The following is a 24,075-nucleotide window of genomic DNA, read 5'->3' as shown; positions in this document are numbered from 1 at the left end:
TGCTGCTCATCACGTTGGCCTTCAACTTACTTTTGACCTGGGTTTTGATTGACCGCAAACAGCAGATTGAACGGGTCAAACTTGAGAGCATCGCCCGTTCACAGCGCGATAACCTCCAAAGCGATCTGTTGCGCCTGATATTCAAAACGGAAACTCTGAACGCGCTTGTTATTGACAATAACGGGAACATTCAGGAATTCGAGCGTGTTGCCGCTGCCTTGCACGATGAAGATACCATTCAGGCCTTTGTGCTCGCCCCCGGCGGCACCATAGACAAGGTGTACCCATATACGCCTGCCAACAGCCTGCTGGTGGGGCAAGATATGCTGGACGGAAATCTGGGCAGCCACGAGGCTGTCACGGCCCGCCACGGCGCACCGCTGACCCTGGCCGGGCCGATACTGCTCCCCAACGGGGACGCGGCTCTGGTAGGGCGACTTTCCATATTTCTTCCCGATGCTCATGGACTTCCGCGTTATTGGGGTATTGCCGCAATATTGCTGCGTTTTCCTGACGTGATGACAGCCTCGGACCTTTACATGCTGGACAGCATGAATATCGATTTTGGCCTTTGGCGCACATCTCCCCATAAAGGCGGGGCGTTGCTTATTGCTGGCAGCGCAGATTCAGAAAAAGACGCCAGCAGCATAGACATGCCTGTGACAATTCTTAACGCTCACTGGCTGATCCGCATGTCGGCGGGCCTTGCGTGGTACAAGTCGCTGGAATCATGGCTCTATGTGGGCACGAGTGTTCTTCTCAGCCTCTTTCTTGCAACTCTCGTTCAAAGGAATCATGACCTTACGCAAATTCGCACCTATCTTGAGGCCATCGCTTATAGAGACGCCCTCACGGGAGCGCTCAACAGACGTGGACTCTTTGAGGAGCTTCAACGGCGCATAGCCGCACCAATTTCAAAAAATTTTACTTTATATTACGTTGACTTAAATAATTTTAAAGGCATTAACGACACCTATGGACATGAGGCGGGCGACCGAGTATTGCAATTCTTCGCAGAGGTTGTTCGCGCTCATGCCCCGGTGACGCATATTCTGGGGCGTATGGGCGGCGATGAATTTGTGTTGCTGCTCAACGGCAACCCGTCCAAGGAGAGGGACAAGGCCGCCTTTGCCCGAATGCGCGCCGATCTTGCAAAGGGTTTGCCCGAGCTGAACATACCGGGGCCGATCACGTTCAGCATGGGCAGTGCAGTGTACCCTGATACGGCCCTCACAGTGGATGCGCTGATCTCCTGCGCGGACACTGCCATGTACCAAGATAAGGAACGCGCCAAGGCCCTCGGCTGACAGCGCTGCGGTTGCCCGATACACTTTGCTGCAAGGAACACACCGTGTTTGACCATATTGCCATAGACTGGCGCGATGTAATGGATATAGCCGTGGTCAGCATTCTGCTGTACCAGGTTATCCAGATGCTGCGGGGTTCGCGGGCGCTGACAGTCCTTACGGGGCTGGGCCTGCTCACGCTGCTGTATTTCTTTTCAAACGCTCTCGGCCTGTACACGCTTACCTGGCTGTTGCAGCACATTTTCAGTTCCCTGTTCATCCTCATAGTCGTTATTTTTCAGGCCGACATCCGTCAGGCTCTGGGCGAAATGGGCGCACGGCCTATCTTTCGCCGATCCAGCATAAAGAATATCGGCGTGGAAGAAGTGGTGACCGCATGTGTTGAAATGGCCCGGCTGCGGGTGGGCGCACTTATTGTTATTGAGCGCAGCATGCGCCTTGGCGACATGATAAAACGCGAAGGCGTGCGTATTGATGCGCAGCTTTCACGCCAACTGCTCATGAATATCTTTTACCCCAAGGCCCCCCTGCACGATGGCGCAGTAATCATCAGCCGAAGCAGAATCACCGCTGCGGCCTGCATTCTGCCGCTGGCCGAAGCCAAGGGGCAGAACTTCGGCACACGTCACCGCGCGGCACTGGGTATCGCCCGCGAAAGTGATGCTCTGGTCATTGTTGTTTCTGAAGAAAGAGGCGAAATTTCCGTAGCCCTCAAGGATGAGCTGATGCGCGCCCTTGACGCTACCCGCCTCAGGCAGGTGCTTAATGAAATCCTCTGATCCCTCGCGCCGCCCCCCGCACCTGCTCTCCATGCTGCTGGCGATGTTTATCGCCGTGAGTATGTGGTACATGGTCAGCGTTCGCGACAGGCTGGAAGCGCAGATTGAAGTAAACCTTGATTACTTTGGCATCCCTGCCAATCTTGTGGTGACTGACGGCCTCATCAACAAGGCGGTTGTGCGCCTGCGCGGGCCGGAAACTCTGCTGCGCTCGGTCACGCAACGCAAGATCATTCAGGCGGTGGATCTTTCTTCCATAAAAAAAGGCACCACAGTGGTGCCGCTCTCGGCGGAGCATCTTGGCGCGCGTTTCCGCGCCTTTGAGCTCATTGATGTGCAGCCCCCGCGCATTGTGGTCAAGGCCGACAACGTGCAGGAGCGCAGCGTGCCCGTTAAGGCGGTTGTGGATTCGCCCCTGCGCAGCGGCGCCCTGACTGTGGAAAATGTCAGTGTAACCCCGGCCACCGTGGTTTTGCGCGGCCCGGAATCCGTTGTCTCCGCCATTGCCAGCGTGCCGCTGACCATCATGCTTGATCCCAAGGCGGCAGGCACAACAACGCAGCAGACCATCACGCTGGACACGCCGGGCATGGTCACGGCCACGCCGCCTTCCGTCAAGGTGCAGTACACCATCACCAGTGGGCGCACCGTCATCTCGCGCCGCTGCAAAGTGGAAATTGCCAAGGAAAGCCGCTTGACCTACACGGTGAATCCCGATGAAATTGCCGTGCTGGTGGAGGTGCCCGAGGCTCTGGCAAAGAACAGCCATTACCTTGGCGAGATGGAAGTTTCTTTCGTCACGCCTGAGATCCAGCCGGGGGAGAGCGTTAAAACCCCCCTGCACTTCAAACTGCCGGAAGGAATGACTCTCTTGAACCCGGTTACGGAAGAAGTTACGGTAACAAGAAAAAAGAAATAAGCGCCGCCCTCAGCTGCCGCATCCGGCAGCCTGAACGGAACGCAACCGAGCATTGCCCCTTGCGGCCGGGCACGGCACATACGACAAAACCCAGCAACAGCGCCCACGAAACGCGTCTGCGTGCTGCAAAAGAATTAGAGGTAAGGAGTTTTCATGGCTGAGCGTCTTTTCGGCACAGACGGACTGCGCGGCACGGTCAACAACTATCCCATGACCGTGGATGTAGCCCTGCGACTTGGTCTGGCGGCGGGTGTGCGCTTTCGGCGCGGCGACCACCAGCACAAGGTGGTCATCGGCAAGGATACGCGCCTTTCAGGCTATATGTTTGAATCTGCGCTCACTTCCGGCCTGTGCGCCGCCGGCATGCACGTGATCATGACCGGCCCGCTGCCCACCCCGGCCATATCCTTTCTTACCCGCAGCATGCGGGCCGACCTTGGGGTGGTTATTTCCGCCTCGCACAACCCCTTTCACGACAACGGCATCAAGTTCTTTGACGCCGATGGCTACAAGCTGCCCGACCTGACTGAAGACGAAATATCGGCCATGGTGCTGGATTCGGACTTTAAATGGCCCTACCCCGAAGCGCGCGGCGTTGGCCGCGCCACCAAGATTGAAGACGCAGGGGGCCGCTATATTGTTTACACCAAGAGCTGCTTCCCTCCCCAGCTGACGCTTTCGGGCCTGCGCATTGTGATTGACTGCGCCAACGGCGCCAGCTACAAAGTTGCCCCTCTGGCTCTTGAAGAACTTGGAGCCGAAGTTTTCCGCATCGGCACAAGCCCTGACGGCACCAACATCAACGAGCACTGCGGCTCGCTCTATCCCGAAGTGGTGGCAGCCAAGGTGCGCGAGGTTCGGGCCGATGTGGGCCTTGCGCTGGACGGCGACGCCGACCGCCTCATTGTTGTGGACGAGCACGGCGACATCATTGACGGCGACCAGCTCATGGCCATGTGCGCCCAGGCCATGATGGCCAGGGGCGAACTGCCGGGCAATCTGCTTGTGGCAACCGCCATGAGCAACATGGCCCTGGAAATTTTTATGAAGGATCACGGCGGTTCGCTGCTGCGCACCAAGGTTGGCGACCGCTACGTTATGGAAGCCATGCGGCGCGAGGGCGCCATGCTGGGCGGCGAGCAGTCGGGCCATCTTATTTTCCACAAGTACAGCACCACGGGCGATGGCCTGCTGGCGGCCCTGCAAATTCTGCGCATCATGCGCGAAAAGGACAAGCCTCTCTCCGAACTGGCAGGCAGGCTCAAACCCTTCCCGCAGAAGCTTATCAACGTGCGGGTGGAAAAACGCCTGCCCTTCGAGGAACGCCCCGCCATTGGCGAGGCTGTTGCCAAGGTCGAGGCGGAACTGGCCGGGCGCGGGCGTGTGCTCTTGCGGTATTCCGGCACGGAATCTCTTTGCCGCGTCATGGTGGAAGGCGAAAATCCCGAAAAGGTCAAAACATTCGCTGAAGATCTGGCCGTTGTGGTTGAGCGCGAACTGCGCTGATTTGACTGTTGAACTTCGCGGCGGCACTCCCGGATCGGGCAGGTACTGCTTGCAGTACGGCTGCTATCCGTTTATTGCTTACATCGGTTTGCCGCTAATAAAAATTGTTTTGTCTACCCCCCTTGGAGGCATGCATGAAGGATATTCGTAAAGTCGTCATTCCCGTGGCCGGATGGGGCACCCGTTCCTTGCCTGCAACAAAGAATATTCCCAAGGAAATGCTGCCCATCTACAACAAGCCCGTCATCCAGTATGTGGTTGAAGAAGCGCAGCGCGCCAATATCGAAGACGTGATTTTCGTCACCAACCGCGACAAAACGGTTATTGAAGACCACTTTGACTACAACCTCCAGCTTGAGGCCGTGCTTGAACGCGCTGGCAAGCTCGATAAGCTGGCTGAAGTGCGCAAGGTGGCCGAGATGGTCAACATCATGTCCGTGAGGCAGAAGCGCCAGCTTGGCCTTGGGCATGCGGTGCTGTGTGCGCGCGAACTTGTGCGTGATGATCCCTTTGCCATCATGGTGGGCGATGACCTCATGTTTGGCGGCGCTCCCGGCATCGGCCAGCTCATTGAAGTGGCCATGGCCGAAAAAATGCCGATCATCGGCGTGATGGAAGTACCGTGGGAGAAGGTCAGCCGCTACGGTATCATTGATGGCGACGAAGTGACCCCCGGCGTGTTCCGCGTCAAAAACATGGTGGAAAAACCCGCCCGTGAAGACGCTCCCTCGCGCATGGCTATTGTTGGCCGTTATGTACTCACGCCTGATATTTTTGACTATCTTGAAAAGGTCGAACCCGGTCACGGCGGCGAAATCCAGCTTACCGACGCACTCCAGGCCATGGCTCAGGAAAGGGGCATGATGGCTGTGCGCATGTCCGGCATGCGCTTTGACGCTGGCGACTGGGCGGAATTTCTCACCGCCAACATCTACTTTGCCCTTCAGGACGAAGAACTGCGCTACGATCTGCTCAAGCTGCTCAAGAATTTTGTGCAGTTCCATTAAAACCCGCTGCGCATACGTATTGCCCCAAGCCTCCTCTGGTTCGCCAGAGGAGGCTTGCCATTGGTGCCGTATTACGTAACTCTGCCCTACATGTACGCCACAGTCGCCCTGCTCACTCCGCCCTACGCCAGCCTTACCTACACGCTGCCGCCCGAATTTCCCGCCGATTTCTGGCAGCCCGGATTGCGCGTGGCCGTGCCGCTGGGCCGGGGCGAGCGCACCGCCCTGCGCGCCGCAGTGCTTTTGCGCGTCAGCCCAACCGCCGACGTGCCGGAAGGCGTTGACTGCAAAAGCCTTGGCTGGCCGCTGGAAAACGCCCCCCTGCTCCCCGCGGTACTGCTGGAACTGGCTGAAGATCTGGCCCGCCGTCAGGGGCTGCACCCCGGTCATATTCTGGGGCATGTGCTGCCACAGGGCCTGCGCCTTGCGCGGGTGCGGCTGCGCAATATCGAATCGGGCAAGGCTGTGGCCTGGACTCTGGCGCGCATCCGTGAAGCCCTGCCCGAACAGCGTCAGGCGCTCGCAGCGGCCCTTTGCAAAGGCACGGCCCGCATGCTGCCCCCCGGCACAGACGCCGCCAGTGAAGAATTTTGCCTGCTGCGCGTTGATCCGCCCTGGCCTGTGCGGCCTTCGGCCAAACGCCAGATCGAAGTTCTGGACTATCTGCACCAGCACGGCAGCGTGAGCCGCAGGCGGCTGGTGCAATCCCTTGGGCAGGCCGTCACACCAGCCCTCCATACCCTGCTGGAAGCCGGGCACGTCAACCTTGCGCGAGACAACGGCGTTGACGATGATGACGCCCTGGACGCCACAGAGCAAAGCCTGTTGCCGCCCCCGCCTGCCCCCTTTACCCTCAACGATGAGCAGGCGCTTGCGCTTGAAAGCATGCTGGAGGCCCTGCGGGCGGACGAGGCTTCCTCCCGCCTGCTCTTTGGCGTGACCGGCAGCGGCAAAACAGCAGTATACCTTGAACTTGCCAAGGCCTGCCTTGCGGCGGGCAAAAGCGTCATGCTGCTCGCACCCGAGGTGGCGCTGGCCCACAAACTGCGGCGAGATGCCACCTGCGCGCTGCCCGATGCTCCGTTATTTTTCTACCACGGCTACCAGTCGCCCGCACGGCGGGAAGCGACCTTTCGCCAGATGGCGCAAAGCGACACCCCCTGCATTGTCGTGGGTACGCGTTCGGCACTGTTTCTGCCTGTGCCGCATCTGAACTGCATTGTGCTTGATGAAGAGCACGACGGCTCTTTCAAGCAGGACGAAAGCCTGGCCTATCAGGCCAAGGAAGTGGCGTGGTTCCGTGTTGCCCAGGCAAAGGGGCTGCTGGTGCTTGGTTCTGCCACACCAGACCTCAAAACCTTTTATGCGGCTGAAAACGGGCACCTGCCTATCCTGCGGCTGCCGCACCGCGTGGGCGGACGCGAACTGCCGCCGGTCGAACTGGTGGACATCAGCTCCCTCGCGCCCGGCTCAACCAGCATGGATGGCCTGCTGGCCCCACAGAGCGAAGCCGCACTGCGCGAGACCATTGAGCGCGGCGAGCAGGCAGTGGTACTGCTGAACAGGCGAGGCTACGCCCCCCTGATGTACTGCTTGGACTGCAACCGCACCCTGCGCTGCCCGCACTGCGAAATTGGGCTCACCTACCACAAGGGGCTGGAAAAACTCGTCTGCCACTATTGCGGCTATAGCCGACCATTTCCCTCGCCCTGCCCAGAGTGCGGCGGCATGAACTTTTTGCCCATGGGCGAAGGCACGGAACGCCTGGCCGAACGCCTGAGCGTACTGGCCGGGGGGCCTGTGCTGCGGCTTGACAGGGACAGCACCCGCAGGCCTGGACGCATGGAAGAAATCCTTGCGGCCTTTTCCCGGCAGGAGGCCCCCATACTGGTGGGTACGCAAATGCTCTCCAAGGGACATCACTTTCCGCTGGTGACGCTGGCCGTCATCGCGGATGCTGACCTTGGCCTGAATCTGCCGGACTACCGCGCCGCCGAGCGCACATTCCAATTGCTGGTGCAGTCCGCCGGGCGCGCGGGCAGGGGCGACAAGCCGGGCCGGGTGCTTATCCAGACGCGTGATGTGGAGCACTACTGCTGGCAGTACGTGCGCACCGCAGACTATGAGGGCTTTTATCAGGCAGAGCTTGCCAAACGGCGGCTGCGCCGTTACCCGCCCTTTGTGCGTCTGGCGCTCATTCGCATATCCTACGCGCTGAACGAACAGGGCGGCCCCCCTGCTCTCAACGATCTGGCTCAGGCGCTGCGCGGCAAGGCTGCGGAACTGGGCGTGCAGCTTCTTGGCCCCGCTCCTGCCCCACTGTCCCTGCTCCGTGGGCGCAAACGTTTTACATGCTTGGTAAAAGGGCAGGACTGGCAGGCGCTGCGCTCGCTCTATTTCTTTGCTTTGTCACAAAAAGCTTCAAGACACTTGCGACTTTTCCTTGACCTTGATCCGATAAATATGTTGTGACATCCCATTACTGTTGTCGAGGGCGGCCATACAGCCGCGTCCGTTTCTGCGACATCGCAACCGTACCAGCGTGCTAAGGTATGCCGGGATGGGCTGTTGTGCGCTTTTTTTGCATCTTAGTGGAGGGGTGATGAAGGTTTTTCGTGCTGTATGTCTGGCGCTGGCTCTGGTGGCCTGCTGCGCGCCCGTAGCCTGGGGCGAAGGTTTCGCCCTGAATGAATGGAGCGCCAGAGGTGTTTCCCTGGCTGGCGGCATGGTGGGCCGCGCTGATGATGTTTCGGCCATTGCCTATAATGCCGCTGGCATCACGCAACTGCCCGGCACGCGCATGATGGGCGGCTTTGCCCTCATCAGCCCCTCAGGCGGCATAACCACCAATGCTGGCAGCCGCCAGACCGATACCTACACAAAACCCGCGCTCTGGAATGCTCCGCATGCCTATCTGAGCCATCAGCTGAGCGACAACGCTTGGGTCGGTCTGGGCGTTTTTTCGCGTTTCGGCCTTGGCAACAGTTATGCGGGCGACTGGGCGGGCAGGTACAATGTCTATGACATCGGCGTGCAGACCATTTCCTTCGTGCCTACCCTTGCCATCAAGCTCAACGATACAGTTTCCTTCTCCGTAGGCGTGGAAGCCATGAACGCCCACATGTACATGGGCAACAAGATTCCTACCTACAACAACGGCAAAAAATTTGACAACGACATGCAGATCGAGGGCAACGGCTGGGGTTACGGCGCTCACCTTGGCCTGCACATGCGCCTCAACGACCAGTGGTCGGTTGGCCTGTCCTACAAGAGCCAGGTGACCATGAACATCAATGGCGATGTGGAATTCGCCTATCAGGGCAACAACGCCATCAGCGCCACCAAACACCTGCCCGAGGCCAGAAACTGTGACGCAAACACTGTGCTTCAGTTGCCAGACTCGGCCGCGCTGGGCGTTACCTACAAGCCGCTGGACAATCTGAGCTTTGAAGTGGGCACGGTCTGGACCCGCTGGTCCACCTACAATGCCCTGAATATCTATATGGATAACGGTTACAGTTCCATCAATAACAAGGAATGGCGCGACGGCTGGAACTTCAACGGCAGCGTTGAATACAAGCCCCTTGACTGGTGGACCCTGCGCGCGGGTTTTTCGTATGAAACACCTGTGGTCAATGAAAGCCATGCCGACTTCATGATCCCCACCAATGGCCGCAAAACGCTCAGCGTGGGCACCGGCTTTAACTGGAATAACTGGACTGTGGATCTCGCGTACTCCCACTTGTGGATCAACTCGCTCGACTACGGCAACACCGATGCCAAGGGCATATCACCCGATGTGGGCATTACGGGCGGCAACTCCAAGGATGTGTCTGCAAACATCTACATGCTTTCAGTGGGTTACACCTTCTAAAAAGTCACATTGCCCAAATACGCGCAGCTGTTGTTGCGTAGGCGGCGGGCGTTTGCCGCAAAAACATATGAACCCGGTTGTTAAAAAACAGCCGGGTTTTTCTTTTTTGTACAGAATACATTCGGTTTCCAGCCGAATCAGCGCGTTGCAATAAACTGTTTTGAAATATTAATACAGTTAATATGCGTCATTACTGCTGCCAATATAGAAAAAATATTGACATTTTCTAATGATTGTTTCAACTTTAAAGCTGCCTTCATTTTTTTGGAGGAAAGTACCTAGGAGGACTGTCATGAAACGCTTTATTCTTGCGTTGGCGCTGGTGCTGAGTTTGGCACTGCCCAACATTGCCGCTGCTGAAGGCAACGGCATGTATCTGGCCCCCAAATTCCTGATGAGCTTTCAAAATACCGGCCAAATTGAACGCTCCCGCGCCCTGGCTGGCTCAGGCGTAGACCAGTACAGCCAGTTCACCCTTGGTGGCGCCCTGGCCCTGGGCTATGACTTCTGGCCCCAGCAGATGCTGCCCCTGCGTGCCGAACTTGAATTCGCCATGCGCGGCAACAATGAAAAGACCTGGAGCGATGGCGGCGCGGCCATCAAGCAGGTCAAGGGCACCTGGAACTCCTCGACCCTGTTTGCAAACCTGTTCTGGGATTTCCACAACGACAGCATCATGACCCCTTATGTGGGTGGTGGTCTTGGCATGGCCTTCAACTACGCTGGCTATGACTTTACCGCCAACAACGGCGACAAGTTCAGCGGCGATCAACGCACCACCAACTTTGCCTGGAACCTGGGCGCTGGTGTTGCCTTCAACATCAACGAGCACTTCGCCATTGATGCTGGCTACCGCTTTGTAAGCCTTGGCTACAACGAAGTGAGCGTCACCTCTGCTGGCAACAAGTACAACGTTGGCAACCGCCCCTACGAAAACGAGTTCATGCTCGGCCTACGCTACGGCTTCTAAGCCGCAGATAAGCACCGCGGCCTCCTAGGAGGCACAGCAACGTGCTGTGGACGGTAGCTTCAGCGCGGGCACTGCTTGCGCTGCCCGTCCCTCAGGAACAAAACCCCGGCTCAGGCCGGGGTTTTTTGCATTCTGGCGTCAGGCGTATTCACCTGCTGCCCGCATGCACCGGGCATGCCTGGATATTTTCTTAACTTTCTTTAATATCAACAGTTTTTATATAATTTTCGTGGAAATTTCGGTCCAAATATGCGACCTGAAACCACCGAAAATTTCTTTTTCCCCCTTGACAATCTGCCTTGCCTTACAGTGCGCATAGTTTGCTGATGCCTAGTTAAAAAATGAAGAATACATGAGAAAAACAGAGTAAAAACAAATTATATTTGTGCAAAACTTTTTGACACTATGTTTAAAATGTCAAGACATCCCATGAAAGCCGTGCGTTCAAAGGATATCCCATCATAGGGACTACAGGCCAAGTAACTAAAAAACATTAAAATTCAGGCCTATTAGATATAAACAAAGTTGGGGATAAGAAATTGGCCTCATGTCTCAAACAGCTCGGAATCATCAATTGCCCCAAAATCTGATTTTGGGCTACAAGGCTGCATGCGCGAACAATGGTCGGAAATTTCTGAAAATCTCAAGAAAATGCTGCATTCCGGCGTTTTCAAGGTTTGGATTGCGCCCTTGCAGGCACAAGTGCACGCGGGGGGGCTTTTGCTTACCGCGCCCAATGCTTTTGTGGCCAGCTGGCTTGAAGGCAAGATGCTCTCCACCTTGCGTGAAGCAGCAGCCCCGGTGCTGGGACTTGACCCAGCTTCTGTTGACGTGCGCATTACCGCTGCAGGCGATACCGCCCACAGCAGCAAGCCTGCTAACCTGCCAGCCCGTGACAGCCGGGATAACTCGGCCTTTGCGGCCAGCCCTGTGCAACAGCCCGCTTCTTTTGCCCTGGCCCATAATGCAGAAGCCCCCGCCAAACAAGCTGACACGGCAGAGCAGTGCGCGCACTCATCTTCCATACTGAACGCGACATTTTCCGGTTTGGCGGCCAACGCCACGGAAGCTGCCAACCGTCAGGACACTGCCGCACAGCAGATGGCGCGCCCGCCGTTGCAGGCCACCCTGCCCATCAGCAGCACCCCGGCCTATCGTCTGGCGACCAACTGGCGCTATGCTTTTGCGGACTTTGTAGTTGGCCCCACCAATAATATGGCTGTTGCGGCAGCTCAGGATGTAAGCCGTAGCAGCGGCTGCGTACGCACCCTGTTCATGAACTCTGCCCCTGGCCTTGGCAAAACCCACCTGGCACAAGCCGTTGGCCGCGCCATTGCAGAAGAACGCAGCGGCGCGCGCGTGGGCTACCTGACGGCAGAAGATTTTGCCTCGCGCTTTGTGGCTGCCCTGCGCACCCACGACATCGAAAATTTCAAAACCCGTTTCCGTGATCTTGACGTGCTGCTGCTTGAAGACGTGCATTTTTTCCAGGGTAAGGAAAAAATGCAGGACATGGCGCTTGCCGTGGTTAAAAACCTTCAAGCCAAGGGCGGACGCGTCATTTTTACCTCATCGTTTTCGCCGCGCGAACTGCAACGCGTAGACAGCCAGCTTGTGTCGCATTTCTGCTCGGGCATCCTCACCGATATTGGCCGCCCCACAGAAGACATGCGCCGCCACATTCTTGAGCGCAAGGCCAAAAGTTATCAGGTGCTGCTGCCCGACTCCGTTTGCGAACTGCTGGCCCGCCGCCTTGACGGCGATGTACGCCAGATGGAATCGTGCCTGAATAGCCTCATCTTCAAGGCGCGTCTGCTCAATTGCGGTCTGAACCTTGATCTGGCCATGGAAGTGCTCAGCCAGTATGCCGAGATCAGCTGCGGGCCGGACATGCCCACTATCGTGCGTCTGGTCTGTGAAAGCTACGGCCTCAACGAGCGCCAGCTCAGCTCCCGCTCGCGCCGCAAGGAATGCGTGCTGGGCCGCAACACAGTGTATTATCTCGCGCGCAAACACACAGAACTGACTCTTGAAGAAATCGGCGAAAAATTCAACCGCCGCCATTCCACGGTTATCAAGGGCATCACCAGTGTGGAACGTGAACTTTCCAAAGAAACCAGCCTTGGCCGCCAGATTGCCAGGGCCGTCAAACTTATCGAACGCAATGCAGGCATGGGCGCATAAGCGCCCTTGGCCCTGCTGACGCCCTCTTTCCTCCGCCCCGTCTGGGGGCGCAGAACACCTTCTGCCTTCCATACCCAATTTTTTCGTTTCGTATGCTTGCCTGAGGTGAGGCCCCTGGCCTTGCAGGCCTCTAGCTGCGTGCAACACAGCAAACGCACAAGTCTGCTCCGCCTCATCCCTCAAGGCATGCTGATTGTCCCTGCGATCGCGCCCAAACATTCACGCTTATGATATAAACCGTGTATTTATTGATACATGGCTTCACTCTCCGTATGGTCTTGATGATCGCTGGATATGACGCAACTAGCCGCGCAAGGCGTCTGGTCATGCCCCACCCCGCCTTCAGGACAGACCATGCTACACGTAGATATCCATAAAAAACACGGCGATTTTGAATTGCAACTTGCATTTACGCTTGCGGAGTGCGGCATTGCTGTCATTTTTGGCCCTTCAGGTTCCGGGAAAACAAGCCTTATCAATTGTATTGCAGGGCTGGAAACACCAGATGCAGGACAGATACTCTGCCATGGCATCACCTGCTTTAACGCGGATCAAGGCATAAACCTGCCGCCAGAAGCCAGACGCCTGGGCTATGTTTTTCAGGACGCCCGCCTGTTTCCCCACCTTTCTGTCCGCGAGAACCTGCGTTTCGGCCTCCGGTTCCATGCCGCTCACGCCAGCAAGGATGCGCCCAACATTGATGACGTTGCCGACCTGCTCGAAATTGCTCCGCTGCTGCACAGACGCCCGGCACATCTTTCGGGCGGCGAAAAGCAGCGCGTAGCCATTGGGCGCGCCCTGCTCTGCCGTCCGAGCCTTCTTCTTATGGACGAACCCCTTTCATCGCTGGATATGAGCCTCAAGGATGGCCTTATGTCCTACATTGCGCGCATTCCGCAGCAGTGGAACGTGCCAGTGCTGTACGTCACCCATTCGCCCGATGAGGCCTTGGCCCTTGGCAGCAGCATGCTGCTGTTGCGTCAGGGCCGCCTTGAAGCCCAAGGCATGGTTGAGGATACCCTGCGCAAAGCGCACAATCTGGGCCTGTTGCCTTACCCCACCTTTTGTCTGTCAGGAGCCGCACATGAAGCCTCTGGTATTGCCTGAACGTTTTCGCCTTTTGCTGATACTGACTGCCTGCATCCTTGTTTTTGCGCAGTCGGCCCATGCCGACGGGCCATCCATCACCACCGGGCTTGGATACAAACCCATGGTGCAGCAGTTGTGCGCGGCCTATGCACAGCAATCGGGCGTAAAACCCACAGAAATGTACAGCGGCAACATCGGGCAGATAATCGAACAGGCTAAGGCGGGGAGCGGCGTCAGCATTATTGTTTCGGAAAAAGGCACCTTGCAGGATTCCGGTCTGGCCTTTGCCGCCTATGAACCGCTTGGCGAAGCCGTGCTCGTGCTGGCGTGGCGCAAAGGGCTGCACCTTGCCTCGGCGCAGGATCTCACCAAGCCGGAATTTGCCAAAATCGGCTATCCCGATGCCCAGGCGGCCATTTACGGCAGAGCGGCAGTGGCCTTCATGAAGGGCAACAACCTGCTGGAGCCGCTCAAGGCAAAGCTTTCCATGCTTTCCACAGTGCCGCAGGTCTTTTCCTACCTTGTTTCCGGCGATCTTGACGCCGCCTTTGTGAACGAGGCCATTGCCCGCAAGCAGGGCGACAGCGTTGGCGGCTGGATGGAAGTGCACGAGGGCTATACGCCCATGCTGCTGGTGGCAGGTGTCGTGGCCGGACAGGAGAACAAGGCTGAAGTGCGCTCGTTCATGCAGTTTCTGAAAACTCCTGAAGCGCAGCGAATCCTTGCCGGCAGCGGCCTGCGCCTGTAACCATGCAGCTGCATGAACTGCATGAACTGGGGCGCGCCCTGTGCGCGCCTGAGGTCAGCTTTTCCGTGCTGCTGACCCTGCGGGTCTGCTGCGCCTGCCTGATATTGCACGCGCTGACGGCCATTCCTCTTGCCCGGCTGGGCATGGCGAAAAATCCGCATCTGCGGCGGGTGGTCAATTTTGTCATCACGCTACCGCTGGTTTTTCCGCCCATGGCCCTGGGCTTTTTGCTGCTCCTGCTCTTTGGCCGCAACGGCTGGGGAGGCATTGCCCTGCGGGAGACATTGGGCGTCAGCCTGGTGTTTTCGCAGGGGGGCATCATCCTTGCCTCGTGGCTGGCCGGGCTGCCCCTTGTGGTCAAGCCCGTGCAAACAGCGCTGAACAATCCAGAATTGCTGCGCTTTGAGCAGGCGGCGCGGGTGTGCGGCGCAACGCCCCGCAAATGTTTTTTTCTTGTGACCTTGCCGCTCATCCGGCATGGCCTTGCCGCCGGGCTGCTGCTGGGCATCACGCGGGCCATGGGCGAGGTGGGCATCAGCCTCATGCTCGGCGGCAACATCGCGGGGCGCACCAATACGCTCTCGCTGGAAGTGTTCAACGCCGTATCCACAGGCGAATTTCAGCGGGCAGCCCTGCTCTGCGCCATACTGGCGATAATCAGTCTTTTGCTGTACCTTGGCATCGACTGGTGTCAAAAACGGTCATTCTAGAGCATTATCACTCCGCTGCTTCAGCGCAAATGCACGGTTCTGCGCCGTTGACGGAACATTCTCAAGCGACATTGCTCTAGCCTGTATAGTGTTCTGCATCTACAAGGAGCATGTCATGCACTTTCCCTGTTCCGATACATGGCTGGAAGGCCTGCTGGCAGATGACTGCCCCGGCCTTGACCTTACGGTAGAACTGCTCGGCATTGCCGCGACTTCTGGCGTCATGCGCTTTGCGCCCAAGGTGGATTGCACCATCAGCGGCGTGGAAGAAGCCGGAATGCTCCTGCGCAAATGCGGCCTTTCTGTCAGCCGCACCGCCGCCAACGGCGGCAGGCTTGCAGCGGGCCAGCAATGTCTGGAGGCCACAGGCCCCGCCGCCGCCCTGCACCGAGGCTGGAAGCTGGCCCAGACCCTGATGGAATACATGACAGGCATTGCCACGCGCGCGGCGCACATGGTGGAGCAGGCCCACACCGCAAACCCCGCCGTGCGCGTTGCCGTGACACGTAAAAACTTTCCCGGTGCCAAGGCCATCTGCCTGGAGGCGGCCATGAACGGCGGGGCCATCATTCATCGGCAAAACCTCTCGGACAGTATCCTCATTTTTGACCAGCACAGAGTTTTTCTGCCCGGTGAGCAACAGACCTCGTTGCGCAGCGTGGCAGCCATGATGGACAAATTGCGCGCGCGAGCGCCTGAACGCAAGATCAGCGCCGAGGTGGACACCTTTGACGATGCCCTGCTGGTGGCAGAAGCAGGCATTGATATTGTTCAGTGCGAAAAATTCGATTGTGAGACTCTTGCCGCAACTGTGGGTGCCGTGCGCGCCCTGCGTGACGACATCGTCATTCTGGCCGCTGGCGGCATCAACGACGGCAACGCCGCCCAGTATGCGGCCACAGGCGTTGACGTGCTGGTCACAACCTGGCCCTACTTTGGCAAACCGGCAGACATCAAGGTCGTTATGGAAAAGGCCCCCTAGGACAATAATCGCGGAGGTACAGATGCCTTTTGTAAATATCAAGGTAACAGGCGGTGCAGAAGCCCCCACTGCGGAGCAGAAAGCAGAACTCATCCGCGGCGTCACGGAACTGCTGCAAAGGGTACTGAACAAAAACCCCGCAACCACCGTGGTTCTTATTGAAGAACTCTCCACGGATAACTGGGGCATCGGCGGCGAAAGCGTTACAGTACGCCGACGCAAACAGTAACAGCCAGCAAATGATAAGCAAGGCGGCAGCCCGGGCATGAAACCCGGGTCGCCGCCTTTATTTTTTGCTACGGGGATAAAGCCTTACAGCCAGGTGACATCCAGCGCCTTGCGCGGCGGTCTGAAATGGGGGGCAAGCAGTGGAAAGCCCATCATCTGCGCGGCATAGACCTGCTCATCGTCCTTAACGCCCGCAAAGGCCCGCAGAACGTGGGCAGAGGGATGCCCCATGGCAAAGCACACGTAGCCGCCCCAGCAACAGCCCACATTGTGTCCGTGGGCCAGCAGCTCCAGATAGGCAGCGGCAATGGAGGCATCTGACGGGCCCCAGTGTCCCTTGGGGGCAATAATCAGGGCAAGATGCGGGGCCGTACGGGTGATGACGTCATACCCGGCTTCCCATGCCCGCACGAGGCTTTCGGCATGCACGTCCCTGGCAGTGGCAGGGTCAATTTCCGGCAGGGCGCGCATCCAGTCAATGACCAGAGCTGCCAGCTTTTCCGTCTGCTCGCGGGTTTCCAAAACAATCCAGCGCAGCTCCTGCGTGTTTTTAGCCGTAGGGGCAAAGCGCGCGCCGTCAAGGATCCTGTGCAGCAGCTCGCGCGGAACAGGTTTATTTTTGAAATTCCGCACAGAGCGCCGTGAAAATACGAGTTCTTCAACCTGATCGGCCGAAGGGATCAGTTCACGCCGCAAGGGGCGGCTGTCTTGCGATGAAAGCCCCGGCGCAGAACAGGCATTGGCTGGGCAAAAGGCCATGCACTGCCCGCACCCAATACATACCCTGACCTTGTGCGAAGACATGGAGGGGTATTCGCCAACATTGCCATCAATAATCTGAATGGGGCACACTTTGGCGCAAATTCCGTCCTTGCGGCACAATTCTGTATCTACTATAAAAGAGTTCATAGGCTCCCTAGCGCTATAACGCGTGGTCAAAAATGCAAAATGCCGCCTTTGCAGGCATGGGGCTGCTCAGGGGCTTGTATCCTGTACATAAAAGCGGCGGCTTACAGGCTGCCGCAGGTGCGAATACTACGTTAATGCCTGTCAAAAGGCAAAAATCTGCCTGCACGCCCATGGCTCTGCCCGCAGCGCGGGCACAGATAGAACTTGCGCCCCTGCTGCCTTCTCTGCTTTCTCAGCGAGCCGCTGCCACCAGTTGGAATCTTCGACTATCAGTTTCCTGCTTTTAGATTTCCACTCCCTGTTTTCAAAAAAAACGATCCCGCAAAATTATCGGAATGGCAATTTTGAGAATAATTTCTCATTATTAAACGATATCATCTGGGAACTTGTTTTTTTCACACTGCTATGGTATCATTTCTGCTTGTGTTCTGAACAAAGATACTCCGCCTCATGCTATTTATTAGTAAATAGTTGTGCTTGAGTCTTTGTCTTTTTACACAACCTGTCCCAAGCCTAAAGTTTTTTCACAAGCACGCGATAGTATTTTAAACTATTGCATATGGAGAACTCTGATGCAATTACGTGCAAAAGTCTGCATCCCCATAGCTGGCATAACACTTGCTATCGGTATTTGTTGTTATTTTGTCATTCAAAAGCAATTTGAGAGACTTAACGAAACAAATATACAGACTTTGGTTGAAGCCCGCTCCTCGCAGATGAAGCAGGCCATTGAACTGTGCAGCGAACAGGCCATGCGCATGGCCGCGCTGGTGAGCAGATTGCCCGAGGTTGAGGCCGCCTACAGAACTGCCATGGAAGGCGATATTAATGATGAAAACAGCGCCACCGCCCAACGAGGGCGGGAAATGTTGCGCGCTTCCCTCGCTCCCATGCTGGACGGATTCAAGGCGGTTATCGGCGAAAAGCCGCAGATACACTACCACTTTCCTCCGGCCCGGAGCTTTGCGCGCCTGTGGCGCGACAAACAGACCAAGCGTGGGGACAAGTGGGTTGATATTTCAGACGATCTTTCGACCTTCCGCCCCACAGTGCTTGAGGTAAACAAGAACGGCAAAGCCCTGTGCGGGGTCGAAATCGGCAGCGGCGGTTTTGAAATCCGGGGGCTTGCACCTGTCACAAGCCTTTCGGGCAGCCAGTTGGGTTCTGTTGAAGTGCTGGTGAGCTTTACGCACGTGCTGAACGGCCTGAGTTCTGGAGAGGGAGAATCCTCGCTGCTGTACATGAATGCCGAACACCTTAAGGTTGCAACGGGCCTGCAAACCAAGGAAAAGCACCCCATTGTCGCCGATTCATATGTTCTTGTGAGCGGCACCAAGGACGGCAACGTTGAGGGATTACTGGACAAGAGCTTTCTGGACGCCACCCGCAAGGGATCGACTACCCGAATTGTCGGCTCCACTCTGCTTTCCGGCATGCCCATTACAGATTTCAAAGACAAGCAGATCGGCGTGCTCGTGTTCAGCACGGATCTGTCTGAACAGCAGGGCATCATGAGCCGCGCGGGGATCATCCTTGCGGCAGCCTTCATGACCCTGCTTGTGGTGCCGCTGGTCATGACGTTCTTTGTGCTCAGCATAACAGTGCTGCGGCCTGTGCAGAGCATCCGCCAGACCATTCAGGAAATTGCAGAAGACAGAGCCGTGCTGGCCAATCGCCTGAAGTATTCCTCCGAGGACGAAATCGGCGCGCTGGCGTCATGGTTCAACCGGCTGCTGGACAAGATTGAAAGTATGCTCACAGAGGTGCAGGGGTACAGAAATCTGCTGGATTCCGTGCCCGATCCCATCTTTGGCGTGGATGACGACTACCGCATTATCATCGCCAACAAAGCCACAGAAACCTTGCTCGAGAAGGATATCAAAAAACTTCGCGGGGAGTTCTGCCACGACAACTTCAATACCGAAGTGTGCCAGAGCGACGACTGCCCCATTGCGCAGTCCAAGCGCAGCGGCAAATCTGTGGTGGCGCGTATACTTGATATCGGCACTGCGGAAAATCCGCATTATATTCAGCCATTCAGTGATGTGCTGCGCGACAACCAGGGCAATAAAATCGGCTATGTGGAAATTGCGCGCGATGTGACCACCCTGGTGCTGAAAGAGCGCGAAATTGAAGCCACCATGAAGCATATGCAGGAAGTGAATACCTCCATAAGCTCGGCGGCTGACAGCCTGACAGAAGCCGTAGGCCTGATGAAGGACCGCTTCCAGCAGGTTTCGGACGGTGCGGATGCGCAAAACGGCCGCGCGCAGGAAACCGCCACGGCCATGGAAGAAATGACTTCCACCGTGCGCGAGGTGGCGCAAAATGCTTCTTCCGCAGCTGACCAGACGGAGGACGCACGGCAAAAGGCCCGGCATGGCGCAGAAATTGTTGATGAGGCTGTTTCTGCCATTGCAGAGGTCAGCAGCCACACTGGTGCCCTGCTCAAGGAAATGGAATCCCTTGAAACCCACACCGAGGGCATTGGCAGAATCATGGGAGTTATCTCGGATATTGCCGATCAGACCAATCTGCTGGCCCTTAACGCGGCTATCGAAGCTGCCCGCGCGGGCGATGCAGGACGCGGTTTTGCCGTAGTTGCGGACGAAGTGCGCAAACTCGCGGAAAAGACCATGCAGGCCACCAAGGAAGTCACAGAAGCCATTACCACCATTCAATCTGTGGCAAAGGGCAATATGCAGGAGATGCGGGACACTGCCGACACTGTCACCAGGGCCACGGAAATGGCCAACCAGAGCGGCGCCGCACTTTCCCAGATAGTGGAAATTGTCGCCAGTGCCAGCAACAGCGTGCAATCCATCGCCACGGCAGCGGAACAGCAATCCGCCACAAGCGAAGAAATCAACCGCGCCATTACAGATGTGAAGCATGTTGCAGAAACCACCAACACCCTGACGCGTGAACTGCACGGCACGGTTGCCGAACTTTCACGCCTTGCCGCGCAGTTGAAAGCACTGTCGCAAGGGTAAGTTACTGTAGACTCCGAACAGGCTCAGATATCACAGGGCCCGCATCAGTCATGCTGTTTGCGGGCCCTGTGCCCTCTTCTTGACGTTTGGTACAAGATGCCCTACCCACTGGCTATGGAGCGTTTGCGGCAAGGGCTTGTTCAAGCGCCAACCTTACCAGACACCAGCGCTGACCAGGGCAGCAACTGCCAGCCGAGCAGCCAAAGCAAAGAAGCCCTACTACGATTGCAGACAATCCAGCAGCCCAAAAAAAATCCCGCAACTGCGCACGCCCCAACCCATCAGGCTCATTGAGGTTATTTGATGAAGAACGTTGAACGCTTGCTTCAGGGAAATGAATTTTTCCAAAAAAACTACTTCTGCAAGCATGAAAATGAGCTTCTGGAACTGGTTTCCAGCGGCCAGCACCCTAAGGTGCTCTATATCGGCTGCGCCGATTCCAGGGTTATTCCATCGCTTATCACCAACACTCCTCCCGGCCAGCTCTTTGTGCTGCGCAATGTGGGCAACTTTGTGGCTCCTTACAAACCGGACGAGGACTATCACGCCATGGCCGCAGGCATTGAATATGCCGTAACAGCCTTGAATGTTGAAGAAATCATCATCTGCGGCCATACCTATTGCGGCGCTATCGCAGCACTGTACAAGGACATTCGCGACGAGGCCTTTGTGCACACGCAAAGATGGCTTTCGTTGGGCAAAAAAGCCAAGGAACTTGCCACACTGGCACTTGGCAAAGAAGTTGGACAGGATAAACTGCTGCGCCTGACAGAGAAACTCTCCATCATTTTTCAGATAGAAAACCTCATGACTTACCCGTGTGTGCGCGACAGAGTAAAATCGGGCGATCTGCACGTTCACGGCTGGCTCTACTATATTGAATCTGGCGAAATCAAATATTACGACCCTGACGAGCACGATTTTCTGGCCCTGAAAAAATAACGGCCAGCGTGCAGGCCAAATGCGCTGATTTGTGTTGTGGCATGCAGTGACAGCGGATTTTCCAGGCATGGAAAATCCGCTGTTTTTATATACCTTCTAGCATTTCGCATTCTGTGCTGCGGATGCAGGCATTGATGCCATTTGCCAAATGTCTGCCCTTATGTTCGCAAGACATCTGTAATCTGTTTTGAAGGCGCACTGCTGTGCGGGTCTTTTATTATTCATACGGGTCTGCCAGCAATCGCAGTCATATATTTATAAATTTACAACGATACAGAGATATTGATTTATAAGAAAAATTAACATTTACACCAGATAAATTTTATATTTAACTAAGTTGAAATACATTCCAAGTTAGTCAGCCTCAATCAAGGGACTACTTCCATGAACAAAAATCTGACAGATCAATTCATGAAGTGGAATAGTTCAACAAATATTGCTTGCTGTCTTTTAACTCGGATTGAAGGCAATACATTTTCCATCAGTGCCGCCAACACAAGATTCACTGAATTCCTAAAAATCATCGAATTTGCAGCATTGGAAAAAATTATTGTAAACAAGGAGCATCTGAACAAATCGCTCTCCCAGAATTTTGTGGAAGAATGGACTGTATTTTGCGCAACTATGCATTGCTTCCTTGATTGCCGCTGCCAGCGCATTGAAGACAACGTTTGCGTATTGTGGATTTCTTTCGCAGAGCAGCAACCAATCGATGCTCTGTCTGATATTCCAATTGGCATCATTCACATGAAGGTCACGCAGGGGCCTGCCACGCATCACTGCACCTACATGAACAACGAGGCGCTGGCCATGACAGGCACATCGGGGCGCGAGGCGAGCAAGTGCTTCCACGTCAGTGAGCTCATGCATGTGCACAGTGCCGACGTGTGCAGGGTAGAACACCTGCTGGCAATGTTCATATCCGGCAAGACGGTGCAGCCTCTGGAGTGCAGACTGCACCCGCAAGATGGCCACGTCAGATGGATTCGCGTCAGTCTCTCCTGGGTTATCCCCCAACAAGTTCTGCAACTGGCATTTGTCAATATTTCTAGGGAAAAAGAGACCCAAGCGCACAACCGGCAAAACCTGGTTCTGCTGCAAAAAATTCTGGACACTACGCAGGCTGCAATCTTCTGGAAAGATACTGAAAGGCGTTTTATCGGCGTAAACAAGGCATTTCTGGAATATTACGGTTTTGATTCCGATCAGGTGCTCTTGGGCAAGAATGATGAAGACATGGGCTGGCATAGCGACCCGGACCCGTACAAAAATGATGAACTGCGAGTGTTGCGGGGCGAGAGCACCACGCGGGTTCCCGGCATGTGCTTTTGCAAGGGCGAAAACCGCCACATTGTAGCCAGTAAAAGCCCGCTTTATGAAGACGGTAAAATTGTAGGCCTTGTGGGCAGTTTTGAAGATGTCACAAGTGAATACATGCTGCGCAAAGACGTAGTGGATCTCAATGCCAATCTACATACAGCGCTGAAGAAAGAACGCCAGGCCAACCGCGCAAAGTCTGACTTTCTCTTGCGCATGAGCCACGATATGCGCACTCCCCTTGCCACCATTATGGGCTTTTCAGACCTTGAACTAAAAAAACACCAGGATCCTGACCTCACCAAGGTCTTCGCCACCATAAAGGCGTGTTCAAACTTTCTGCTTGCCATTCTTTCCGACATTCTTGACCTGCAAAAGCTTTCCAACGGAAAGATGGACGTTGTACCGACAATTTGTACTGGCGCGCATAGTGCAAAAATTATTGAATCCATCATCAGGCCTCAGGCGGAGGCAAAAAACATCACATTCATAACGCATTTTAACTGCACGGCAACCAACTGCTATGCGCAGATCGATACGCGCAAGGTTCAGCAGATTATCGTGAATCTCTTGAACAATGCCGTCAAATACACGCAACCCGGCGGCACCATAACATGGCGCAATGACATCTGCGGTGAAAATGCCGACAGTCTTGTTGTAACCCATGTCATTTCTGATAACGGGCCGGGAATCAGCGAAAAATTTCAAGCCAGCATGTATTCACCGTTCACGCAGGAAGATCATGTGTCCAGCTCTGGCAGCGGGCTTGGGCTGGCTATTGTGAAAAAGCTGGTCGATATTTTGGGGGGCAACATTACCTGCAAGTCTGCGCCGGGCCAGGGAACAACCTTTACGGTGATTTTGCCCCACAAAAAAGCTACCGCCGCAGATATTGCCGCTTTCCACAAAAAAAATTGCTCACAGCGCGCCGCCGTCTCACTTAAGGGAAGGAATATCCTCATCTGCGAAGACAACGTCATCAACAGTGAAATCCTGAAAGAAATGCTCGAAAGTGAAGGCGTGGTGTGCGAACAGGCGTTCAACGGCAGCGAGGGAGTGGGAAAGGCCAGAAGCCGCAATTACGACATCATCATGATGGACATCCGCATGCCTGTGATGGACGGCTATCAGGCCACCCGCGAGATACGGGAGTTTGATGTGGACACCCCCATTGTGGCGCTTTCTGCCAATGTTTTTGCCGATGAAATACAGAACGCCTTTGAATCCGGCATGGACGAATTTCTGGAAAAACCGGTTATTATGAGCAAGATGTTTTCAGTCCTTGGTCAGCTTCTTTCCACCAGGCCGGACGCACCTTCGCAGGGGCCGGATTAAAAATCCGCCAGACCGTCAGAAGCCCTCTTTTCAGAAAGAATTCTTCATTCCTCCCTTACACCTTGCCCCTGAACTGTTTTCCACCAGCAACGCAACCGTAAATGACCTTGTTGCAAATATCACAGCCCTGCAGGGCGCATTATATAAATGCAACCTTTCCAAGCAGGCCTTGCACCCGCCGGAAACATGATTACCTGAAAAGAACTTACGGTAGCCAACTACTATGTGCACTCTTCTTGCTGCTTTGCAGTCTGCCCATGGTGAGGTATCATGTAC

At 55.7% G+C, this 24,075-nt stretch carries 18 protein-coding genes; 17 read left to right on the top strand and 1 reads right to left on the bottom strand.

The annotated features are described in order from the left end of the window. Window positions 1–44 precede the first annotated feature (44 nt). The 14 genes from RDK48_RS04390 (at window position 45) to RDK48_RS04325 (ending at window position 16,304) form a co-directional block, all read left to right on the top strand. Complete coding sequence (locus RDK48_RS04390) at window positions 45–1,307, top strand: diguanylate cyclase (RefSeq protein ID WP_298993036.1); 1,263 nt, start codon at window positions 45–47, stop codon at window positions 1,305–1,307. 44 nt (window positions 1,308–1,351) lie between these two features. Then, window positions 1,352–2,086 carry a diadenylate cyclase CdaA gene (cdaA, locus tag RDK48_RS04385; protein ID WP_298993039.1) on the top strand — a complete coding sequence of 245 codons (735 nt, stop codon included), beginning with the start codon at window positions 1,352–1,354 and terminating at the stop codon, window positions 2,084–2,086. Beyond that, entirely contained in the window at window positions 2,073–3,005 is a 933-nt protein-coding gene (locus tag RDK48_RS04380; RefSeq protein WP_298993042.1) for a YbbR-like domain-containing protein, read from the top strand. Before cdaA ends, RDK48_RS04380 begins: the two co-directional genes overlap by 14 nt. Before the next feature lie 153 nt (window positions 3,006–3,158). Beyond that, window positions 3,159–4,511, top strand: a complete 1,353-nt coding sequence (glmM, locus tag RDK48_RS04375) for a phosphoglucosamine mutase (protein WP_192111350.1) — start codon at window positions 3,159–3,161, stop codon at window positions 4,509–4,511. Between the two features lie 134 nt (window positions 4,512–4,645). Continuing rightward, window positions 4,646–5,518, top strand: coding sequence for a UTP--glucose-1-phosphate uridylyltransferase GalU (galU, locus tag RDK48_RS04370; protein ID WP_298993046.1), 873 nt, complete (start codon window positions 4,646–4,648; stop codon window positions 5,516–5,518). A gap of 90 nt (window positions 5,519–5,608) precedes the next feature. Beyond that, window positions 5,609–7,990, top strand: a complete 2,382-nt coding sequence (gene priA / locus RDK48_RS04365; RefSeq protein WP_298993255.1) for a primosomal protein N' — start codon at window positions 5,609–5,611, stop codon at window positions 7,988–7,990. Between the two features lie 130 nt (window positions 7,991–8,120). Next, window positions 8,121–9,392: an OmpP1/FadL family transporter gene (locus tag RDK48_RS04360; RefSeq protein WP_298993049.1), complete on the top strand. Its 1,272-nt coding sequence runs from the start codon at window positions 8,121–8,123 to the stop codon at window positions 9,390–9,392. Between the two features lie 292 nt (window positions 9,393–9,684). After that, window positions 9,685–10,362: an outer membrane protein gene (locus RDK48_RS04355; protein WP_298993052.1), complete on the top strand. Its 678-nt coding sequence runs from the start codon at window positions 9,685–9,687 to the stop codon at window positions 10,360–10,362. Between the two features lie 609 nt (window positions 10,363–10,971). Continuing rightward, entirely contained in the window at window positions 10,972–12,546 is a 1,575-nt protein-coding gene (locus tag RDK48_RS04350) for a DnaA ATPase domain-containing protein (RefSeq protein WP_298993055.1), read from the top strand. Window positions 12,547–12,900: 354 nt separating this feature from the next. Beyond that, entirely contained in the window at window positions 12,901–13,653 is a 753-nt protein-coding gene (modC, locus tag RDK48_RS04345) for a molybdenum ABC transporter ATP-binding protein (protein WP_298993058.1), read from the top strand. Continuing rightward, on the top strand, window positions 13,631–14,383 hold the full coding sequence (gene modA, locus RDK48_RS04340) for a molybdate ABC transporter substrate-binding protein (protein ID WP_298993061.1): 753 nt from the start codon (window positions 13,631–13,633) through the stop codon (window positions 14,381–14,383). The genes modC and modA overlap by 23 nt, the downstream gene beginning before the upstream one ends. Window positions 14,384–14,385: 2 nt before the next feature. Continuing rightward, the gene (locus RDK48_RS04335) at window positions 14,386–15,093 is read left to right on the top strand and encodes a molybdenum ABC transporter permease (RefSeq protein ID WP_298993063.1); all 708 of its coding nucleotides are present in this window, start codon (window positions 14,386–14,388) and stop codon (window positions 15,091–15,093) included. Between the two features lie 115 nt (window positions 15,094–15,208). Further along, window positions 15,209–16,075 carry a ModD protein gene (gene modD / locus RDK48_RS04330; RefSeq protein WP_298993066.1) on the top strand — a complete coding sequence of 289 codons (867 nt, stop codon included), beginning with the start codon at window positions 15,209–15,211 and terminating at the stop codon, window positions 16,073–16,075. Window positions 16,076–16,097: 22 nt separating this feature from the next. After that, window positions 16,098–16,304, top strand: a complete 207-nt coding sequence (locus tag RDK48_RS04325; RefSeq protein WP_298993069.1) for a 4-oxalocrotonate tautomerase family protein — start codon at window positions 16,098–16,100, stop codon at window positions 16,302–16,304. An 83-nt stretch (window positions 16,305–16,387) separates the two neighbouring features. Here the strand turns inward: RDK48_RS04325 and RDK48_RS04320 are convergent, their stop codons facing one another. Next, window positions 16,388–17,212, bottom strand: coding sequence for a nitroreductase family protein (locus RDK48_RS04320; RefSeq protein WP_298993072.1), 825 nt, complete (start codon window positions 17,210–17,212; stop codon window positions 16,388–16,390). Between the two features lie 572 nt (window positions 17,213–17,784). Here RDK48_RS04320 and RDK48_RS04315 point away from each other — a divergent pair. The 3 genes from RDK48_RS04315 (at window position 17,785) to RDK48_RS04305 (ending at window position 23,799) form a co-directional block, all read left to right on the top strand. Beyond that, window positions 17,785–20,205: a methyl-accepting chemotaxis protein gene (locus RDK48_RS04315; protein WP_298993075.1), complete on the top strand. Its 2,421-nt coding sequence runs from the start codon at window positions 17,785–17,787 to the stop codon at window positions 20,203–20,205. A gap of 303 nt (window positions 20,206–20,508) precedes the next feature. Further along, window positions 20,509–21,147, top strand: coding sequence for a carbonic anhydrase (locus tag RDK48_RS04310; RefSeq protein ID WP_298993080.1), 639 nt, complete (start codon window positions 20,509–20,511; stop codon window positions 21,145–21,147). A gap of 747 nt (window positions 21,148–21,894) precedes the next feature. After that, window positions 21,895–23,799, top strand: a complete 1,905-nt coding sequence (locus tag RDK48_RS04305; RefSeq protein WP_298993084.1) for a response regulator — start codon at window positions 21,895–21,897, stop codon at window positions 23,797–23,799. Window positions 23,800–24,075: the final 276 nt, after the last annotated feature.

The sequence above is a fragment of the uncultured Desulfovibrio sp. genome, assembly GCF_902477725.1.
In the GTDB taxonomy this organism is placed as follows: domain Bacteria; phylum Desulfobacterota; class Desulfovibrionia; order Desulfovibrionales; family Desulfovibrionaceae; genus Desulfovibrio.
This window is presented reverse-complemented; position numbering and strand designations above follow the sequence as displayed.